Annotated in this window: 26 protein-coding genes; 16 read left to right on the top strand and 10 right to left on the bottom strand. The window is 68.2% G+C overall.

From position 1 onward, the window contains the following. The first annotated feature begins 1 nt into the window (after window position 1). A complete protein-coding gene (locus PU630_RS02710; protein ID WP_275278820.1) occupies window positions 2-700 on the top strand; it encodes an SDR family oxidoreductase in 699 nt (232 codons plus the stop codon). On the opposite strand, the gene PU630_RS02715 is transcribed toward PU630_RS02710, so the two are convergent. Further along, a complete protein-coding gene (locus PU630_RS02715; protein ID WP_275278821.1) occupies window positions 689-1,765 on the bottom strand; it encodes a glycosyltransferase family 9 protein in 1,077 nt (358 codons plus the stop codon). The two genes, PU630_RS02710 and PU630_RS02715, sit on opposite strands and share 12 nt — an antisense overlap. Before the next feature lie 90 nt (window positions 1,766-1,855). Here PU630_RS02715 and rfaE2 point away from each other — a divergent pair, with 90 nt between their 5' ends. The 8 genes from rfaE2 (at window position 1,856) to PU630_RS02755 (ending at window position 7,100) form a co-directional block, all read left to right on the top strand. Continuing rightward, a complete protein-coding gene (gene rfaE2, locus PU630_RS02720; RefSeq protein WP_275278822.1) occupies window positions 1,856-3,325 on the top strand; it encodes a D-glycero-beta-D-manno-heptose 1-phosphate adenylyltransferase in 1,470 nt (489 codons plus the stop codon). 17 nt (window positions 3,326-3,342) lie between these two features. After that, window positions 3,343-3,555 carry a hypothetical protein gene (locus PU630_RS02725; RefSeq protein ID WP_275278823.1) on the top strand — a complete coding sequence of 71 codons (213 nt, stop codon included), beginning with the start codon at window positions 3,343-3,345 and terminating at the stop codon, window positions 3,553-3,555. Continuing rightward, the gene (locus PU630_RS02730; protein ID WP_275278824.1) at window positions 3,545-3,757 is read left to right on the top strand and encodes a hypothetical protein; all 213 of its coding nucleotides are present in this window, start codon (window positions 3,545-3,547) and stop codon (window positions 3,755-3,757) included. Before PU630_RS02725 ends, PU630_RS02730 begins: the two co-directional genes overlap by 11 nt. Window positions 3,758-3,833: 76 nt before the next feature. Further along, the gene (locus PU630_RS02735; protein ID WP_275278825.1) at window positions 3,834-4,715 is read left to right on the top strand and encodes an SDR family oxidoreductase; all 882 of its coding nucleotides are present in this window, start codon (window positions 3,834-3,836) and stop codon (window positions 4,713-4,715) included. Then, the gene (locus PU630_RS02740) at window positions 4,699-5,121 is read left to right on the top strand and encodes a hypothetical protein (RefSeq protein WP_275278826.1); all 423 of its coding nucleotides are present in this window, start codon (window positions 4,699-4,701) and stop codon (window positions 5,119-5,121) included. Before PU630_RS02735 ends, PU630_RS02740 begins: the two co-directional genes overlap by 17 nt. Next, window positions 5,118-6,344 (top strand): NRAMP family divalent metal transporter, encoded by a 1,227-nt coding sequence (locus PU630_RS02745; RefSeq protein WP_275278827.1) that lies wholly within the window; start codon window positions 5,118-5,120, stop codon window positions 6,342-6,344. The genes PU630_RS02740 and PU630_RS02745 overlap by 4 nt, the downstream gene beginning before the upstream one ends. Then, a complete protein-coding gene (locus tag PU630_RS02750; RefSeq protein ID WP_275278828.1) occupies window positions 6,341-6,757 on the top strand; it encodes a hypothetical protein in 417 nt (138 codons plus the stop codon). Before PU630_RS02745 ends, PU630_RS02750 begins: the two co-directional genes overlap by 4 nt. Then, window positions 6,744-7,100: a PRC-barrel domain-containing protein gene (locus PU630_RS02755; protein ID WP_275278829.1), complete on the top strand. Its 357-nt coding sequence runs from the start codon at window positions 6,744-6,746 to the stop codon at window positions 7,098-7,100. Before PU630_RS02750 ends, PU630_RS02755 begins: the two co-directional genes overlap by 14 nt. Here PU630_RS02755 and PU630_RS02760 read toward each other — a convergent pair whose 3' ends face one another. Then, window positions 7,101-7,340, bottom strand: coding sequence for a hypothetical protein (locus PU630_RS02760; RefSeq protein WP_275278830.1), 240 nt, complete (start codon window positions 7,338-7,340; stop codon window positions 7,101-7,103). Window positions 7,341-7,633: 293 nt separating this feature from the next. On the opposite strand from PU630_RS02760, the gene PU630_RS02765 reads away from it, so the two are divergent. Together PU630_RS02765 and PU630_RS02770 are read left to right on the top strand one after the other, a co-directional pair. Then, window positions 7,634-8,314, top strand: a complete 681-nt coding sequence (locus tag PU630_RS02765; protein ID WP_343075852.1) for a DUF6766 family protein — start codon at window positions 7,634-7,636, stop codon at window positions 8,312-8,314. Window positions 8,315-8,331: 17 nt separating this feature from the next. Continuing rightward, the gene (locus PU630_RS02770) at window positions 8,332-8,562 is read left to right on the top strand and encodes a hypothetical protein (protein ID WP_275278831.1); all 231 of its coding nucleotides are present in this window, start codon (window positions 8,332-8,334) and stop codon (window positions 8,560-8,562) included. Here PU630_RS02770 and PU630_RS02775 read toward each other — a convergent pair. Genes PU630_RS02775 through PU630_RS02785 form a run of 3 tightly spaced genes read right to left on the bottom strand, consistent with a single transcriptional unit; the run spans window position 8,552 to window position 11,861 of the window. Then, window positions 8,552-9,511, bottom strand: coding sequence for a carbohydrate ABC transporter permease (locus tag PU630_RS02775; RefSeq protein ID WP_275278832.1), 960 nt, complete (start codon window positions 9,509-9,511; stop codon window positions 8,552-8,554). The two genes, PU630_RS02770 and PU630_RS02775, sit on opposite strands and share 11 nt — an antisense overlap. After that, on the bottom strand, window positions 9,508-10,467 hold the full coding sequence (locus PU630_RS02780; RefSeq protein WP_275278833.1) for a carbohydrate ABC transporter permease: 960 nt from the start codon (window positions 10,465-10,467) through the stop codon (window positions 9,508-9,510). The genes PU630_RS02775 and PU630_RS02780 overlap by 4 nt, the downstream gene beginning before the upstream one ends. Window positions 10,468-10,472: 5 nt before the next feature. After that, window positions 10,473-11,861: an ABC transporter substrate-binding protein gene (locus PU630_RS02785; protein WP_275278834.1), complete on the bottom strand. Its 1,389-nt coding sequence runs from the start codon at window positions 11,859-11,861 to the stop codon at window positions 10,473-10,475. Window positions 11,862-12,060: 199 nt separating this feature from the next. Between PU630_RS02785 and PU630_RS02790 the strand changes: the two genes are divergently transcribed. Then, entirely contained in the window at window positions 12,061-12,474 is a 414-nt protein-coding gene (locus PU630_RS02790) for a CBS domain-containing protein (protein WP_275278835.1), read from the top strand. Between the two features lie 25 nt (window positions 12,475-12,499). Here the strand turns inward: PU630_RS02790 and PU630_RS02795 are convergent, their stop codons facing one another. Further along, entirely contained in the window at window positions 12,500-12,817 is a 318-nt protein-coding gene (locus PU630_RS02795; RefSeq protein ID WP_275278836.1) for a DUF7882 family protein, read from the bottom strand. A 374-nt stretch (window positions 12,818-13,191) separates the two neighbouring features. On the opposite strand from PU630_RS02795, the gene PU630_RS02800 reads away from it, so the two are divergent. After that, window positions 13,192-13,662 carry an FHA domain-containing protein gene (locus tag PU630_RS02800; protein ID WP_275278837.1) on the top strand — a complete coding sequence of 157 codons (471 nt, stop codon included), beginning with the start codon at window positions 13,192-13,194 and terminating at the stop codon, window positions 13,660-13,662. A 37-nt stretch (window positions 13,663-13,699) separates the two neighbouring features. Then, on the top strand, window positions 13,700-14,065 hold the full coding sequence (locus PU630_RS02805; protein WP_275278838.1) for a DUF7882 family protein: 366 nt from the start codon (window positions 13,700-13,702) through the stop codon (window positions 14,063-14,065). A gap of 1 nt (window position 14,066) precedes the next feature. Here PU630_RS02805 and PU630_RS02810 read toward each other — a convergent pair whose 3' ends face one another. The 3 genes from PU630_RS02810 to PU630_RS02820 form a co-directional block, all read right to left on the bottom strand. Next, window positions 14,067-14,402, bottom strand: coding sequence for a DUF7882 family protein (locus PU630_RS02810; RefSeq protein ID WP_275278839.1), 336 nt, complete (start codon window positions 14,400-14,402; stop codon window positions 14,067-14,069). 83 nt (window positions 14,403-14,485) lie between these two features. Further along, window positions 14,486-14,935: a DUF6098 family protein gene (locus tag PU630_RS02815; protein WP_275278840.1), complete on the bottom strand. Its 450-nt coding sequence runs from the start codon at window positions 14,933-14,935 to the stop codon at window positions 14,486-14,488. A gap of 4 nt (window positions 14,936-14,939) precedes the next feature. Further along, a complete protein-coding gene (locus PU630_RS02820; protein ID WP_275278841.1) occupies window positions 14,940-15,428 on the bottom strand; it encodes a DUF892 family protein in 489 nt (162 codons plus the stop codon). Between the two features lie 221 nt (window positions 15,429-15,649). On the opposite strand from PU630_RS02820, the gene PU630_RS02825 reads away from it, so the two are divergent. Together PU630_RS02825 and PU630_RS02830 are read left to right on the top strand one after the other, a co-directional pair. After that, a complete protein-coding gene (locus PU630_RS02825) occupies window positions 15,650-15,814 on the top strand; it encodes a hypothetical protein (RefSeq protein WP_275278842.1) in 165 nt (54 codons plus the stop codon). Between the two features lie 2 nt (window positions 15,815-15,816). Next, window positions 15,817-17,691 (top strand): transketolase, encoded by a 1,875-nt coding sequence (locus PU630_RS02830; RefSeq protein WP_275278843.1) that lies wholly within the window; start codon window positions 15,817-15,819, stop codon window positions 17,689-17,691. A gap of 47 nt (window positions 17,692-17,738) precedes the next feature. On the opposite strand, the gene PU630_RS02835 is transcribed toward PU630_RS02830, so the two are convergent. Beyond that, complete coding sequence (locus PU630_RS02835; RefSeq protein WP_275278844.1) at window positions 17,739-18,281, bottom strand: Dps family protein; 543 nt, start codon at window positions 18,279-18,281, stop codon at window positions 17,739-17,741. Window positions 18,282-18,347 lie beyond the last annotated feature (66 nt).

Raw genomic sequence — 18,347 nt, forward strand, 5'->3', positions numbered from 1 at the left:
GATGAACGAGAAGCGTCGGATCGGAAGAGTGCTGGTCACCGGGGGAGCCTCCGGCCTGGGCGCGGCGGTGGCCGCCGCAGTGGCGAGGGACGGGGGCCAGCCGATCGTCCTCGACAAGGATGTCGCCGGCGTCGACGGGGGCGAGGCCCACCGCATCGACGTCTCCGACACCGGTGCCGTGCACGAGCTGGTCACCCGCATCGCGCACGAGGACGGCGGGCTCGACGCCGTTGTCACCGCCGCCGGGATCGACCGGCCCGGAGCCTTCGCCGATGTCGAGCGGGAAGCGTGGGAGCACATCGTCGCCGTGAACCTCTTCGGCACCGCGGCCGTCGTTCGCGCCGCTCTTCCCGCCCTGCGCGACGCGCACGGGCGCGCGGTGCTGGTGGCATCGTCGCTGGCCCTGCGCACGCTGCCCGATGCGACGGCATACTGCGCCTCGAAGTTCGGCGTGGTCGGGTTCGCGAGGGCTCTCGCGCAGGAGACCCGAGGCCAGCTCGGTGTGACGACCGTCTATCCGGCGGGCATGGACACGCACTTCTTCGACGGACGCGACGAGCAGTACCGTCCCGGTGCCGACGCGCACCTCATCGATCCAGCTCGGGTTGCCGACGGCATCCTGTTCGCTCTTCTCCAGCCCGTCGGGGTCGAAGTGCGTGAGCTGGTCATGTGCCCCGAAGACGAGCCCTCATGGCCGTGAGTGGCAGACGGCGCGCAGATCGTCGTACACGCTGTCGGCCGTGATGCCGGTGAGCAACGAGGGGTCGTGCGCACAGCGCGCGGCCGTCCACCCCACCTGCGTGACGTCACGGCCGCAGATCGGGCAGGCGGTGACCCACGACATCTCGACCCGGTGGCGACCGCGGCTCAGCGGCGCGCCGTTGATAACATTGCCGACCCAGAAGAGGCCGACCGTGGGGGTGCCCACCGCCTGTGCGAGGTGGCGCGGGCCGCTGTCGTTGCCGACGAAGACGGATGCGGCGCCGAGCATCGCCATCAGCTCGGGCAGCGAAAGGCGCCCGCCGGCCGAGACCACCCGGTCGTGGCCGGCCCTCGCGGCCACGGCGTCTGCCAGCGCGACATCCTCGCCGTCGCCGACGGCGATGACCGCCATTCCATCCGCCGCCGCCCGCCGCGCGATGTCGGCGAACCGATCGATCGGCCAGCGGCGCCGCGGGTCGCTCGCGCCCGGGTGCAGCACGACGAGCGGCCGGTCGCCGTCGGTCCAGGCTCCGGCGCCGAGCTCGCGCTCCTGCGCCGTCGGCTCGAGTCGCGGCTCGCTGATGTCGGTCGGGGCGCCGGCGAGCCCCGCGACCTCCAGCCACCGCGCTACCTCGTGCTGGTAGTAGACGTAGGAGAGCGTGCGTTCGAGCGGGGCGGCATCGGGTGTTGCGGTACCGACGCTGTGGCGCGGGCGCAGCGCGAGCAGGAACGGATTGGAGTACCGTCCGCCGCCGTGCAACTGACAGGCCAGATCGATGTCGAGAGCGCGCGCGGCCGCCTCGAAGTCCGCCGCGGAGCGGGCCACGGCGCCGTGGGGCGGTTCGTACACGCCGGTCGCGGCGGGAAGCACCTCGACCCGGTCGACCGGGCCCGGCCGGTCGGCGAGAAGGGCGCGATGCGCGGGTGTGCCGAACAGGACGATCCGCGCTGCCGGATACGTGCGCCGCAGCGCGTCGAGGGCGGGCAGGGTGAACACGAGATCGCCCAGGCCGCCGCCGCGGAGCACCGCGATCGTGCGCACCTCGTCGAACGGCTCCGCCATGGCACTCCTCTCGCCTCCCGATTCTGTTTCCCGCAATCCGCTTTCGATAAACCGAGTGTGAGTGGCGGCCGGAATGGGTACCGGATGAATATGACGGAAGAAGTGGATGCCGCGGCCCGCCGCATACGTGATGCGAAGCCGCGCGTGACGGTGCTCGGGACGTGCATCCTCGACCGCTGGACCTCCGGCGACGTGCATCGCGTCAGCCGCGAGGCCCCGGTGCCCGTGATCGAGATGCGGAAGGTGCAGTCGACCGCCGGCGGCGCCGCGAACACCGCACTGAACGCGGCCGCGCTCGGGGCGCAGGTGCGGCTGCTGGGAGTGGTCGGCGACGACGCGGACGGGAAGCGCCTGCGTGACGTGCTGCGAGCCGGTGGGGTCGATGTGACGGGACTGGTGTCTGCGCCCGGGGCGACGACGATCAGCAAGACGCGCGTCATCGGCAACGACCAGATCCTGGCACGGCTCGACACCGCCGGCGTGCCGCGTCCCTCGGATGCGGTCGTGCGGCGATGGGTACGCACGCTCGGCGCCCTGCGACGTGACGACACGCTCATCGTCTGCGACTACAGCCGCGAGATGCTCTCCGACGAGTTCATCGCCGCGCTTGCGGCATCCCGTCCCCGTTGTCGCATCATCGTGGACGCCCACGATCTCGGCCGTTGGCGGGCCGTGCAGCCCGACATCGTGACGCCCAGCGCCGAAGAGGTCGAGCGACTGCTCGGCGACGAGCTGCCCGGGCCCGACAGAGCCGCGGCCGTCGGAAAGCTGGCCGGGCACATCCTGCATGCCGCCGGCGCCTCCAGCGCCGTCGTCACCCTCGACCACGACGGTGCCGTGAGCCTGCCGCACGACGGCGGCGCTCCGCATCGGACCGTCGCACATCCGGCCCCCGAGTCGCAGGCGACCGGCGCCGGCGACACCTTTGCCGCGGCGCTCGCCGTCGCCGGCGCCGTCGGCACACGGCTGGCCGAGGCCGCCGACTTCGCCCAGCACGCGGCGGACGTGGTCATCGCCCGGACGGGGACGGCGGTCTGTCGACTGGGTGATCTGCTCCCGCATGCGCGCTCACCGCAGCACGGCGTGGTCGATGATGTGTCGCTGCGGGAGCGGCTCGACGAGGAGCGCAGCCTCGGCAAGACGATCGTGTTCACCAACGGCTGCTTCGACATCCTGCACCCCGGGCACACCGCCTACCTCGAGCAGGCCCGCGCGCTGGGCGATGTGCTCGTCGTCGGCGTGAACGACGACGACTCGGTGCGGCGCCTCAAAGGTCCCGAGCGGCCCATCAACGCCGTCGAGGACCGGGCGCGGGTGCTGGCCGCGCTCGGGTGCGTCGACTACGTCGTCGTCTTCTCGGAGGACACCCCGATGCGCTTGCTCTCGCTGCTGCGGCCGCATCTGTACGTGAAGGGCGGGGACTACACGCCCGAGATGCTCGATGAGACCCCCGTCGTCGACGCCTACGGCGGCGAGGTCCGCACGCTCGGCTACTTCCCCGGACACTCGACCACGGCGCTCGTGGACAAACTGAGCCATCGCGTCGACGGAGCAGGATGAAGGAAAGGAGACCCCCGATGTCACCGACGGATTCGTCGAAAGACGACAAGGACGTGTCAGACACCGAACAGACGCCCGAGCCGTTCCGCGACACGGTCGACCACGACGCAGACCACGACGCGCACGACGACGGACACGCGCACGATGCCGGAGCCGACGACGCCGACGACGGGGACGACACCGGCGATGACAGCGACGGGACGTCGAAAGGATCAGACGATGCCCAGTGATGAACTGCCGCCCATCCACACGTGGTGGCCGCACCTGTCCATTCCCGCACGCAACGCCGTGCTGGAAGACCCCGAGGCGCCGTTGAGCCCGCTCGTGGCCCGCGACATCGCCGCGATCACCGGAACGGCGCCCGCTGCGGGGGCCTGTCTGAGCGATGACGACCGGCAGTTTGTGCGGGAGCAGACCGAGACCGTCGATTGAGTCGCTGTCAAGGGGGTCCCGCCCCCGCACGCCTCTTCTATAGCCTGGCGGGCATACATCTAGGGGAGGAACCACGATGACGACCACCGACGATCCCCGGGACGAGCACCGTACGTCCGGCTTTCCGGCCCAGAAGCAAGAGCAGCCGGGCGAGCTCGGCGAACAGCAGCCCAAGCCCGACCACGGTGAGGACAGCTACGATGGCCACGGGCGGCTGGCAGGGCGGGTGGCCCTGATCACCGGCGGCGATTCCGGCATAGGCCGGGCCGTGGCCATCGCCTACGCGCGGGAGGGCGCCGACGTCGCTATCGTGCACCTCCCCGAGGAGCAGGAAGACGCCGACGGCACGCTCGGATACGTCCGCGACGCCGGGCGCAAGGGCGTCAGTCTTCCGGGCGACGTGCGCGACGAGGCGTTCGCAGGGGCGATAGTGGATCGCACCGTGGACGAACTGGGTCGACTCGACATCGTCGTGCTCAACGCCGGCTACCAGAAGGACCGCGACGGCATCGAGACCCTGCCCACCGAAGGGGTCGACCGGGTGTTCCACACGAACCTCTACGGCATGCTCTTCACCGCGCGGGCGGCCGTTCCCCGGTTGCCGGCGGGGTCGTCGATCATCGTGACGGCCTCCATCCAGGCGTTTCAGCCGTCGCCGACACTCATCGACTACGCGATGACCAAGGCGGCGCAGGTGGCGTTCGTCAAGGCGCTCGCCGAGGAGCTCGGGCCCAAGGGCATCCGCGTGAACGCCGTGGCGCCGGGTCCGATCTGGACGCCGCTGATCCCGGCCACGGGATGGGATGCCGAGAAGGTCGAGTCGTTCGGACAAGACACGCCGCTCGGTCGTGCCGGCCAGCCGGCCGAACTGGCGGGAGCCTACGTCTACCTCGCCTCCGATGACGCGTCGTACACCTCCGGGTCGGTGCTGGCGGTCACCGGTGGAAAGCCGCTGTAGTCGCGGGCGCAGCCGCTTCGTCCCCGTTGCTCTCGCCCTTGCGGTGGTGCTCAGCGGCTGCGCTCCCACCACGCCGGCCCCCGCGCTCACTTCGGCCGCAGACGACGCCCGCAGCGCCACGCAGACGGCGTTGCTCGGCGTCCGGCAGGACGAGAAGAGCCTCCTGTTCCCCACGACGGCATCGATCGTCTCCCAAGACATGGGGGAGGAGTTGACGGATGCCGCAAGCCGACTCGCCCTTGAGACGACGAGCACGTCGCTCGACGCCCACTACCGCGAGCGCGCTCTGGAGGCGACCCGGCTGGCCATCTCGGGCGTGCACGCGGCCGAGCAGGGGCACCCGAACCAGGCCGCGACGAAGCTTCGTCGAGCGGTCATCCTCTTCGATGCACTGGGGGCCGAATGAAGAAGCTCTTCGCCGTCGCCCTCGGCATCCTCACCGCGATCGGCGGCTTCGTCGACATCGGAGACCTCGTCACGAACGCCGTGGTGGGCGCGCGTTACGGCATGGGTCTGGCGTGGGTGGTCGTTGCCGGCATCATCGGCATCTGCGTGTACGCCGACATGTCCGGCCGCGTGGCGGCCGTCAGCGGGCGTGCGACGTTCGAGATCATCCGCGAGCGGCTGGGGCCGCGCACCGGGCTTGCGAATCTCTCGGCGTCTTTTCTGATCAACCTGCTCACGCTCACCGCCGAGATCGGCGGTATCGCGCTGGCGCTGCAGCTCGCGTCGGGAGTGGCGCCCGGGATGTGGATTCCCGTCGCGGCATTCGCCGTCTGGATCGTCATCTGGCGCACCAAGTTCTCGATCATGGAGAACGTCGCCGGCCTTCTGGGACTGTGCCTGATCGTGTTCGCAGTGGCGCTGTTCCTGCTCGGCCCCGATTGGGGGACCCTGGGCGATCAGGCGATCCGGCCCTGGTCGGCGGGTTCGCCCGACCTCTCGTACTGGTATTACGCAGTCGCCTTGTTCGGCGCCGCCATGACGCCGTACGAGGTGTTCTTCTTCTCGTCCGGCGCCGTCGAAGAGGGCTGGACGAAGAAGGATCTCGGCACCGAACGGCTGAACGTGTTCGTCGGCTTTCCGCTGGGCGGCCTGCTCTCGCTGTCGATCGCAGGGTGTGCGGCGGTGGTGCTGCTGCCGCTGGGGGTGGATGTCACCTCCCTGTCGCAGCTCGTGATGCCGGTGGCCGAGGCGGGCGGGCGTCTGGCGCTCGCGTTCGTGATCGTCGGCATCCTCGCCGCCACGTTCGGTGCGGCGCTCGAGACGACGCTGTCGAGCGGGTACACCCTGGCGCAGTTCTTCGGATGGAGCTGGGGCAAGTTCCGTCGCCCCCGCCAGGCTGCGCGGTTCCATCTCTCGATGATCATCTGCCTGCTCGTGGGGATCGGGGTGCTCGCGACCGGTGTGGATCCGGTCATGGTCACCGAGGTGTCTGTGGTGTTCTCGGCCGTCGCGCTGCCGCTCACCTACTACCCGATCCTGGTGGTCGCGAACGACCCCGAATACATGGGTGACAAGGTCAACGGACGCGTGCGCAACGGCTTCGCGGTCGTCTTCCTCGTGGTGATCATGGTGGCGGCGCTCGCCGCGATCCCGCTGATGATCCTGACGGGAATGGGCTCATGAAACGTGCACACGGCCCGGACCGGATACTGGACTGGTACCGCGACCCCGACGGGCGGGGCGTGGATGCCAGGCTCCATCTGCTTGATCGGCAGATGCTCGACCGCGACGACGTGCCCGTCAGCACCGTCGACGACGTGGAGCTGGACGGCGTCGTGCTCGGCGAGACCGTCGACCACCGGCATCCACCCGTCGTCGGCGCCATCCTCATCGGGGCGGCGGTCCTCCCGCGGATTTTCGGTGGAAGGATGCCCCGCTCGCGCTGGGCGCGGATCGAGTGGGGCCACGTCACGCGGCTGGACACCGTCATCACGCTCGCCGACAGCGGCGACGACCTCGACGCGACCTGGCTGGAGCGTTGGATCCGCGATCGGGTGATCGCCCACATTCCCGGAGGCTCGCATGCTCCTGAGTGAGTTGCTCGATTCGCGCGTGCACGGACCCGCCGGGCAAGACCTCGGACGGGTCGTCGACGTGCGGTTCCGTCGTGGCGAGCGCACCGACGGCCGCGAGGGCGAGCTCACCCTGATCGCGCTGATCATCAGCCCGCACAGCCGGATGTCGTTCTACGGCTACGAACGGGGCCGGGTGAACCGGCCGGTGGCGATCGCGAAGCTGATCGCGTGGATCCATCGGAAGTCGCGGGTCGTGCCGTGGGAGTGCGTGCAGATCGTCACGGATCAGGGCGTGTTCCTCGGCGTCGAGCCGCCGGTCATCCCTCTGGACGTGCGCCGGCCGATCTCGGCGCAGCAGCCGTAGTCAGGGCAGGTCCTCGACCTGCACCCGCAGATCGTCGGGGCCGTCGTCGTCCTCACCGGCGCCGGGGGCGTCTTCGGGGGCGATGTCGCCCTGCCCGTCCTCGCCCTGCCAGGCCTCCTGCGGATCGTCGCCCTGCGTGTCGGGCTGCAAGGACTCGGCAGAGGCCTCGATGTCTTCCTGGGGGATCTCCTCGTCCTGGTGCGGCTCGCGGGCGGCGGCATCATCGAAGGTGTCGCTCATGATCGTGCTCCTTTCATCGGGAACAGTGTGGGCCGTACCGCGCGCGGCGCCCCATGGGGTTGACGCGGCGCCGGCGACGTCGTAGGCGGGATGCCCTGCGCCGTCGCGAGCCCGGAAGAAGAATCCGTTGTCAACGGGTCGTGTGGCGCAGGGGTCCCCCGCTACGGTGCAGACATGGACGATGACAAGACCACCGGTCGTGGGGGACGCCTGTTCGTGTTCTGGGCATGGATGACGATCATCGCGGGCGGGCTCGCCGTGATGATCGTGATCCCGCTGGCGGGGCGGTGAGCATGATGAAGCGATTCCTGCGCGACAACGGCCTGAGCCTCTGCATGCTCGCGATCTTTCTGGCGGCCCTCATCGGGCAGTCCTTCGCGGGGTGGGCCGCCAACAATGAGGAGCTCGTCGAGCACAGTCAGCCGATCATCGGATACGGCGACTTCGTGAGTTCGTCGGCATTCCTGGTGGATGTCGCGGAGAACTGGCAGTCGGAGTTCCTGCAGTTCTTCGTCTTCATCTTCGCGACGATCTGGCTCATCCAGCGCGGGTCGCCCGAATCGAAGAAGCCGGGCGATCAGGGCCTGGGCACCGACGAAGAGCAGATGGTCGGCGAGCACGCGAAGCCTGCCTCGCCCCTGTGGGCGAAGGTGCGCGGATTCCGCGGCTGGCTCTACGGCAACTCGCTGCTGATCACGATGGGGGCGATCTTCTTCCTGTCGTGGTTCGCGCAGTCGCTCGGCGGCATGGTGGAGATGAACGAGGAGAACGCCGAGCATGGCGTGGCGCCGCTGGACTGGATCGGGTACGTCAGCTCGCCTGACTTCTGGAACCGGACGCTGCAGAACTGGCAGTCCGAGTTCCTGGCCGTGGGCGCGATGGTGGCCTTCACCATCTACCTGCGTCAACGCGGGTCGAGCGAGTCCAAGCCGGTCGGCACGCCGCATGCCACAAGTTCGGAAGAAGCGGAATGAGAAACGGGGTGGATGCTGTGGTCGAGCGCATCGACATCGAATACGGCGGACGGACCTTCAGCGTCGGCGGCCAGGAGCTCTCAGAGGTGGTGGACGCGATCGACGCGGCGCTCGCCGGCGGAGACCACTGGCTGCGCGTGAACGATGGCGATGGGGCGCCGCGGGAGGCGTTCCTGCTCGTCACCCCGGGCACGCCGCTGGCGGTGGTTCCCATCCCGGGGACTCAGCCGCCTGACGTCAGCCCTTGATTCCGCCCGCGCTGACACCGTGCACGATCTGACGTTGGCCCAAGAAGAAGACGACGATCATCGGCACGGTGGCGATCACACTGGCGGTGACGATGATCTCCCAGTGCCATTCGCCGCCGAAACCGAAGGCGTCCACGAGTGACTTCAACCCGCGCGGCACGGTGAACGTGGTGTCGTCGCGCAGGTAGATGAGGGCGCGCATCAGGTCGGTCCACGACGCCTGCACCTCGAAGATCAGCGCGACCGCCAGCGCAGGCCGGCTGAGGGGGAGTGCCACCCTCCAGAACACGGCCCACTGCGATGCCCCGTCCACGCGCGCGGCGTCGAAGAGGTCGCGGGGCAGTGCGAGCATGAACTGCCGTATCAAGAAGATGTAGAAGGCGCTTCCGAAGAGATTCTGCGCCCACAGCGGCACGAGAGTGCCCACCATGCCCAGCGCATTCCAGATGAGGAAGGTGGGGATCATGGTGACGGCACCCGGCAGCATCATCGTCGCCAGCACGAGCCCGAAGAGGAACCCGCGTCCCCGAAACCGGAAATACGCGAAGCCCCATGCGACCATGGCGCTCGAGAGCGTGACGGTGACGGCGGCCAGCGCCGTCACCACGACCGTGTTCACCAGCCAGAGTGCGAGGGGCGCCTGCTGCCAGACCGTTACGTAATTGTCGAATGTGAACGTCTGCGGGATGAGCCGGTTGTCGAAGACGTCACTGCGGGGCTTGAACGAGGCGCTGATGAGCCAGATGAACGGGTACGCGAACACGACCGACAGCACGACCAGGGCCGCCATGATCAGCCACCGCATCGGATGACGATGGCGCTCGGGGCGTAGGCGTCCGCGCGATTCGGCGCGTTCACGCACCTCGGCGATCGTCGTCAGCGGTCCGCTCGGCAGCGGATCCATCTCGTAGTCGCCGTCGGGTGCGCTGTGCGGGAGAGCATGTGTCATCGGTCCGTCTCCCCTTCGTAGTAGACGAGGCGGCGCGACACGATGAGCTGGACGGCGGTGACGGCCATGATCAGCGCGAACAGCACCCACGCCATCGCCGACGCGTAGCCCATGTGCAAGAACTCGAACGCCTGCTGGAAGAGATAGATCACATAGAAGAGCGCGGCGTCGTTGCTGTAGGTCGTGTTGCCCGATCCGAAGAAGGCCGTGTACGCCTCGTCGAAGGTCTGCAGCGCTCCGATGGTGTTGATCACGATGATGAAGAAGAGCGCCGGGCTGATCATGGGGAGCGTCACGCTCATGGATTGGCGCCAGAAGCCGGCGCCGTCCAGCCGCGCCGATTCATACAGCTCATCGGGAACGTTCTGCAGTGCGGCCAGCAAGATGATGACCGATGCGCCGACCGTCCACAGGCTCATCAGGATCAGCCCGGGCTTGACCCAGGCAGGATCGGTCGTCCAGGCAGGTCCCGTGATGCCGAACCACCCGAGCACGGTGTTGATGAGTCCGTTCTGTCCGTTGAACAGGAGGAGGAAGAGGATGCCGACGGCCACCGGCGGGGTCATCTTGGGCAGGTAGAAGATGGTGCGGAAGACTCCGGCGCTCCTGCCGGCGCGGTTCAGGAGCAGCGCGAGCACGAGTGCGACAAGCACGTGCAGGGGCACCTGGATGACAGTGAAGAACAGCGTATTGCCCAGGGCGAGGGCGACCTTGGGGTCTTGGAACAGCTCGACGTAATTCTGCCCGCCGATGAAGTGCGGGTCGTTGATGACGTCGTAGTCCGTCAGCGAGAGGTACACGCTGTAGATCAGCGGCCATGCCGTGAACACCCCGAAGCCGATCAACCAGGGCGACAGGAACAGCAGCGCCGAGCGGGAGTTCCGCCGCCGTGCCCGGCGCCGGGACCGGGCACGGTCCACGGTCGCCGGGACGCGGGAGGCATCGACGGCGCTCATGCGGCTCAGCCCTTCTTCTCGAGCTGCGCCCATCCGTCGTCGAGCGCCTTCTGAGCGGTCTGCTGGGCCTTCTGCAAGGCATCCTTCGGTGTGTCCTGTCCGTTGAGCACGGAGTTGACGGCGTCTTGCAGGGCCGTGGTGAACTCGGCATCGGCGGGGTTGGCCGGAAGTGAGAAGGTGTGGGCGTTGGCCTCGTACATCTTGCTCACCGCGGTGTCCCACGGCTCTCCGCCCGAGGTCACCATGCCCTCTATCATCTTGTCGGCGGTGGTGCTCCCGGTGAGGATGCCGGTGAACGGCTTGCCATCCTTGTCGCGGGCGGCGATGCGGGCGTCGGCCGCCGCCTTCCACGCGTCCGTCGAGGTCATCAGCCGCGCCCAGCGGCACGCCGCTTCGGGGTTCTTGCTGCCCGCCGGAATCGCCCATGCCGAGCCGGAGGCGTACGCCAGTGTCTGGCCGGAACGGTCGCGCACCGTGTCGAACGCCATTGGCGCCTTCGGTGAGACGTCATTGAGGACGTTGACGTACCACTGCTCCATCGGCATGGCGCCGAGCACGTCGGTGGCGAACTGGTTGCCCTTGCCGAAGAAGTCCGCCGAGTCGCGGTATGCCTTGACCTTGCTGAAGCCGCCTTCGTCGTTGTAGATCGAGACCGCCCAGGTCAGTGCCTCGACGACCTTCGGATTGTCGAGCTGCGCCTTCTTGCCGTCGGCGGAGATGAGGTCCGCCCCGTTGGCCTTGGCCCACAGCGGCAGGAACTCCGGCAGCTTGCTGTCGACGCCGATCACGGTCAGCTTGCCGCCGTCGGTCTTCGTCATCTTCTTCGCGGCGTTCGCCATGGCCTCCCAGTTCGACCCGTTGACGTCCGCGATCGTGAGCCCGGCGGCCTTCAGCAGCTTCGCGTCGGCCATCGTCAGCTGGATCGTGTTGAACTCCGGAATGCCGTAGACGGTGCCGTCGAGAGTGACCTGGGCCAATGCCGACGGCACGAACGCGTGGGTGTCGATCCCCTCGCCGCTCACGCAGTCGGTCAGCGGGACGATGGCTCCGCGCGCGGCGAGTGATCCGATCTGGTTACGACTGGCGTAGATGATGTCGGGGGGAGAGCCTGTGGCGACGGCCGAGAGGAACTGCTGCAGGTCGAGATCGCCCTTGATGAGCTTGAGTGTCACCCCGCTCATGTTCTTCTCCGCGAGGTCCATGCGGGCGGTGGCGACCTCGTCGCCACCGGAGAAGCCCATCACCGTCAGTTTCCCGCTGACCTTGTCGTTCTTCGAGAAGGAACTCTGCGGCTTGGCCTTGTCGCCCGTGCCCACGGCGCAACCCGCGGTTCCGGCGACGAGCGCCGCCATGAGCGCCAGCGCGCACGCCGTGCGCGGCATCCGTCGTTCCATGCTCCACCTCCCGTGCCATGTCGCCTTCAGCGGCGATAGTCGACGGTAGGGACGGGGGCAAGAAGGGGGGAGGGGCTTGACGGCGGAAGGGAACGAGGGTATCCGCGAGAGTTCTCCTCGGCGATCTGTCAACCCCATAAGTGGGCGCTGTCCAGGGGCGTACCGTCGGCAGACCGCTCACATCGAAGAAAGGCAGATCATGACTCTCGCACGTGACATCATGACGCCCGCGCCGCGCTGCGTGGGCGAGAACGACACCCTTGTGGATGCCGCGAAGCTGATGGCTTCGCTGGACGTCGGCGCTCTTCCCATCTGTGGCGAAGACAAGCTGCTGAAGGGGATGGTCACCGACCGCGACATCGTCGTGCGGTGCCTTGCCGAGGGCGGCGACCCTTCGACCGCGACGGCCGGTTCGCTGGCCGAGGGCAAGCCGGTCACCATCGGCGCCGACGACGACGTCGAAGAGGCGATGACGGTCATGAGCCGTGAACAGGTGCGCCGGCTTCCCGTCATCGACGGGCATGACCTCGTCGGCATCATCAGCCAGGCTGACGTTGCGCGCGCCATGGCGCCGGCCGACACCGGCGAGACCGTTGCCGACATCTCGCAGTGAGCACGCGACCCCCGACGAGCGACCCTCAGGCGCCCGCCGGTGCCTGAGGGTCGGGCTCGGGCACGAGGTGCAGCCCGGCTGTGCCGTTGGCTATCGTGGCCAGCGCCTCAAGCCACGCGCCCGACAGTTGCGGGACGCGGCTGCCGTGGTACTTGAAGACGAGGGACGACGCGCTGCTCAGCCAGACCGTGGTGCGCCCGTCGCCGAGTGAGGCGTCCTCGCGCCAGGTGAACGCGAACGACTCGTTGCGGCGCAGCTTGTCGAGGATCACGACCTGCAGGTGGGCGAGCGCCCGGTCTTCGATCTCGACACCGACGGACTCCTGATAGGTGAACCTGCCCACGTCGACCTCCTGTGATCTTGTCGGGGCAGGCGGTCCCGGTCAGGAACGACGCCGGCGGCGGACCTCCGCGTCATGCTGGTCCTTCTCAGCCCCACGCTTGACAATATCGGGAGCAGAGTCGTCCGGTGCGCTTTCCGCGCCGTAGCCTTCCCGCTGCTCGGGGCTCGGGGGTGCGGCATCCCGCCGATCATCTTCTTTGTTGTGTCCCATGTGTGCAGGCTAGAACAATCTCTGCGGTCGGGAGTCGGGGATTGACAGATCGCCGAACCGCGTCGCGCCTGTCAAGCCCCTGGCGGCCACGCCCCTGGTGCGGTTGCATGAAGTCAGAGCGGGAGGACTGCGCCTCCCCTCAGCGACCAGAAGGTGGTGTGACCATGTCGAACCCGACCACAACACATGCGTCGTGGGGTGCCGGGCGCCCGCGCCTGATCGTCTCGCGGGAGGGCCTGCATCAAGAGCACGAGCTGGAGGGGGAACGGGTGGTGATCGGTTCGGGCGCCGACGCCGACATCCGCCTCGACGGGCTCGATGCGCTCGCGGGCGAGATCCGGCACGACGACCGCGACGAGTTCGTCTTCGTGCCGCATGCGCCAGGCGAGACGAACGCGCGGCTGCAGCCGCAGGAGGCCGCCGAGGGGCAGGACGGTGAGATCCTCCGCACGGGCGCCCGCTTCACGCTCGGGGACTGGACGTTCGTCTTCATGCGCGACGAATACGCCGACCATGGGCGCCCCTTCGGCGGCCGAGAGGGCGGCGAAGGCACGGAGCAGCCCGAGCAGCCGGAGCGGCCCGACTACGCCGCCGGCGAGGCCGGCGATCCCGACATGGAATCGGAACGAGGCTGAGGGGAGCTTTTCGTTCGGGTGCGCATAAGGTGGCCGTATGGGCACCATGTATTACGGCGGGCCGAGCACGCCCATTCACATTGAAGACAGAGCGCTCGCGCACCTGAAAGTCGTCATCGCCACCAAGCTGAGGCGCGGTGAGAGCTTCACGCTTTCGTGGCAGCATCCCGATGACGAGCCGCGCGGACGGTCGACGGTCTGGCTGGCTCCGTCCATCCCGCTGCGGTTCGTCTTCGACGACCCCGAGCCTCCCGAGTTGAGTCGGGAGTGGATCCACGATCTGGCCAACTCGGCGAACACGTCAGGCGGCATCCAGCTTGTCGCCGAGCATCTCGACACCGGGCCCGTCGCCGTCGAGGCCACGACGGCGGGTGAGGCTCCGCGGTCCCTGCCCGAGCTGTGAGTCAGGGGATCTCACCGATCGCCATAGGCTCACCCGGGTGCTCGACGGGCTCGGGTACGACGTAGAGGCCCGAGGTGGAGTTCGCGGTGTAGGCCAGCGCGTCGATCCACGCCGGGTTCAGCGGGGGCAGGCGACTTCCGTAGAACTTGTAGACGAGCGACGACTGCGGGTGCAGCCAGACGCTCGTACGGCCGTCGCCAATGCTTGCGTCGTCGCGCCAGCTGAAGGGGAACGGCTCGCCGCGGCGGAGCTTGCTGCTGATCACGAGCTGCAAGTGGGCGAGTATGCGGTCTTCGATGTCGACCCGCACCGCCCCTTCGTAGATGAACTTTCCCATGTGAGCCCTCTCGGCGGCCTGGTCGCCACTGTCTCTCTTCTCACCGTGACGGGGTATGGGGTTGACAGCGTACGTGCCCGGTGTCAGGCCCCCGGGCCTCGGCCGGCGTCGAAGCGATCGGCGTAGCGTGGGGCCGCCTCGTCCACGAGTTCGTCGCTCAGGCGGGCCACCGGAAGGACGGCACGCAGAAGGGGCTCGCAGTCGGGACCCCGGCCGACCTCCCGCCCGGTGAGGACCCAGGCGAAGCGGTCGGGGTTGTGTTCCTGCAGCTCCTGGTACTGACAGATCTGGCGGGCGAGCCAGTCCTCGATCGGCCGGGTCCACCAGCCCTCGGGCTGCAGGGGATTCACCGACAGACCCGGCAGGTCCAGACCGCTTTCGGTGTCGATGCTGGAGTCGAGATCGGATGCCGGACCCTCGCTGTAACGGAGGAACAGCGGTCGCACGCTCCCGGACAGCAGCTCGGCGAGTTCGTCGATGCGAGACAGGATCGCGTCGATCTCGGTGTGGCGCAGCAGCGGGTCGTCGTGCACGGCGTCACGACCTCGCGTCGGCGAGCTCCTTGGCCTTGGCGACGAGTTCTTCGCTGGTGTGCTGCTCCTGATCGAGATTCGCCGACAGCAGGTGCACGACCTGCGACACCTGCAGGGTGCGGGCCGTGGCGACGAGACTCTGGTACACGGAGATCTCGTGGTGTTCGGTGCCGAGCGCGACCGACACCGCCACGTCATCGCGCAGGGAGGGATCCGCCTTGCGCAGAAGCGTGTGGCCCTCTTTCGCCAACCCCTTCGTCGTGGGCGACGGCTCGTCGGTGAGCTCAAGATGCAGCACGCGGGCGACCTCTTCCAGGTTCTCGATCTGCTGCCGCGTCTCGCCGGCATGATGCCGGAACATCTCCTTCACCTCCTCCGAAGACGCCGCCTGCTCCAGATCGGCCAGCATCTGAAGCGAATCGCTCTCCATGGTCATCGCCGACCCCAGCCGGTAGGCGAACAATTCCTGCGGCTTCTCGAAGTGCTCCAACATCGGTGTCCCCTTCCGTCGACCGATGGCACATCACACTGCCATGACGGCCACGCGCGTGTCTCCCCCTTGACAAGAAGGCGTCAAAAGCAGGTTCGTGCCAGCGGTCCCATGCAGCGAGAGCGCGTCGGCGGCTCAGCACATTTCCCACCGCGCCGCAACCCCTTCGCCTCGACGAGGAGGCCGCCGTAAGTTCGACGACACAGAGTGGAAAGGACTCACCCATGAACATCCTGCTGATCATCGTCGCCGTCATCGCCATCGTGCTGCTCTTCGTCGGAGGCTTCGTGACCGTCGTGAAATGGCTGCTGTGGGTGGGCATCGCTCTTCTGATCATCGCCGTCATCGCGTGGCTGCTGCGGTTCATCAGCGGCCGCAACCGTGCATGATCGTGGCTGATACTCAGCAACGGAACGACCTCGCGGCAGTCTCCGACCTTGCAGCCCAGCTGCGGGTGGACTCGATCCGCGCCACCTCTGCGGCGCAGTCCGGGCACGCGACCTCCAGTCTGTCGGCCGCAGACGTCATCGCGGTTCTGGCCGCGCGACACCTGCGATATGACTGGGCGGCGCCCGACGACCCCGACAACGATCATCTGATCTTCTCGAAGGGACACGCGTCGCCCCTGTTGTATGCGCTCTTCAAGGCCGAGGGGGTCATCAGCGACGAGGAGCTCACGGACACCTACCGACAGGTGGGCTCCCGCCTCCAGGGGCATCCGACCCCCGTGCTGCCCTGGGTCGAGGTGGCCACCGGCTCGCTGGGTCAGGGGCTGCCGATCGGCGCGGGCATCGCCTGGGTCATGCGGCGTCTCGAGCGCCGGGCGAGCCACGTCTGGGTGCTCTGCGGAGACGGCGAGTTCGCCGAGGGGTCGGTGTGGGAAGCCGTGGCGAAGGCGGGCGAGCTGGGCTTGGGCAATCTCACCGTCATCGTCGACATCAACCGCCTCGGGCAGAGCGGCAGCACCGCACTGGAGTGGGATGTCGACGCCTACGCGCGCAGGGTGCGTGGATTCGACGTCGACGCTGTGGTGGTCGACGGGCACGATCTCGGCGAGATCGACGCTGCATTGACGGCCGCGCGCGACAGCGAGCGCGCCACCGTGGTCCTGGCGCGCACGATCAAGGGCAAGGGCGTGCCGCAGGTCGAAGACACCAACGGCTGGCACGGCAAGCCGCTGCCTGACGACGTCGCAGCGCGCGCCATCGACGCACTCGGTGGCGTGCGCGACGCGGTGATCGACGGTCTGCCCCCGCTGAGGAGTTCTGCCGAGCAACCGGCCGGTGCCGCAGACGCCCCGGAGTTCCCGCACTATGCGGTGGGCGACGAGGTGGCGACGCGCACGGCGTTCGGCGAGGCGGTCGCCGCCCTGGCAGCGCTCGAAGACATCGCGGTCGTCGACGGTGACGTCGGCAACTCCACCCATGCCGGACTCTTCGCCTCGGCGGCGCCGGACCGCTTCTTCGAGGTGGGGATCGCCGAGCAGCAGCTGATCAGCACGGCCGTGGCGCTCGACGTGCGTGGTTATCGCGCCTTCGCAGCGACGTTCGCGGCGTTCTTCTCGCGGGCCTATGACTTCATCCGCATGGCGGTGATATCGCAGTGCGATCTGCGGCTGTGCGGTTCGCACGCGGGCGTTGAGATCGGCGAAGACGGACCGTCGCAGATGGCGCTGGAAGACATCGCCGCGATGCGCGCCCTGCACGGCTCGACGGTCCTGTGCCCGTCCGATGCCGTCAGCGCCGCAGCGCTCACCCGCGAGATGGTGACGGTGCAGGGGATCTCATACCTGCGCACGACCCGGGGCGCCTACCCGGTTCTGTACGACGAGGGCACGAGCTTTCCGATCGGCGGCAGCAAGACCGTGCGCGCCGGCGCCGACGATCAGGTCACCCTGGCGGGAACGGGGGTGACCGTGCACACCTGCCTGGCGGCCGCAGATGAGTTGGCTAAGCAGGGGATCGGCGCGCGCGTGCTCGACCTCTACTCGATCAAGCCGGTCGATCGCGCAGGCGTCGAGGCAGCCCTGCACGAGACCGACGGCCGGATAGTGATCGTCGAAGACCATCGCATCGAAGGCGGCCTGGGCTCGGCGGTGCTCGAAGCGCTCGCCGGCAGTCAGGCGTGCGCGGACGCGACTCTCCTCGCCGTCCACGGGATGCCGGGCTCGGCGACGAGCCTCGAGCAGATGAGCATGGCGGGCATCGCGGTGGGCGACATCGTCGCCGCCGCGCGCGGAGAGCTCACGCGCGCGGGCCGACTCTGACCAGCGGACATCGGGCGCCGCTTCTGGGGCACCCGACGGCCGTGACGTCAGGCTTGAGGGCGCCGGTTCTCCGCGGCGACCATCCACGAGAGCTGCTCGAGGCGATCCAGCACGTCGTGCAGGATGTCGGCGCTCGTAGGGTCCTCCTCATCGACGTCATCGTGCACGGCTCGAGCCGTGGCGGCGACCCCGTCGAGCCGTTCGGTCATCGCGTTGACGACGTCCGTGGTCAGAAGCTCGCCTGCCGGCAGCTTCGGCAGCGACGAGTCTGCTGCGATCGTCTCGGTACGGGCATCGACGAGCAGGTGCAGCGAGCGCATGCGCTCGGCGACGATGTCTCCGAACTCGCGGGCCGCCTCGACGATCTCGTCCAGCTGCAGGTGCAGATCGCGGAAGTTCGGGCCCACCACGCTCCAGTGCGCCTGCTTGCCCTGGATGCCGAGATCGACGATGTCGACGAGCACGCGCTGCAGAGAGTCGTGCAGCTTCTGCGAACCGCGGAACCCCGACTCGGTGTTCTGCAGATCCGTCCGCGCGCTCGACGTCGTGCTCTGCTTCTTCTTCGTCGTGCTCTTCTTCTGATCGGCCATGGGTGCTCCTCACATCGTGTGGTCACGACTCGCATCGTGTGTCCCCAGGGTAGGCGGGTTCCGCGC

Origin of the sequence: Microbacterium horticulturae (genome assembly GCF_029094505.1) — a bacterium.
GTDB classification, from domain to species: Bacteria; Actinomycetota; Actinomycetes; order Actinomycetales; family Microbacteriaceae; genus Microbacterium; species Microbacterium horticulturae.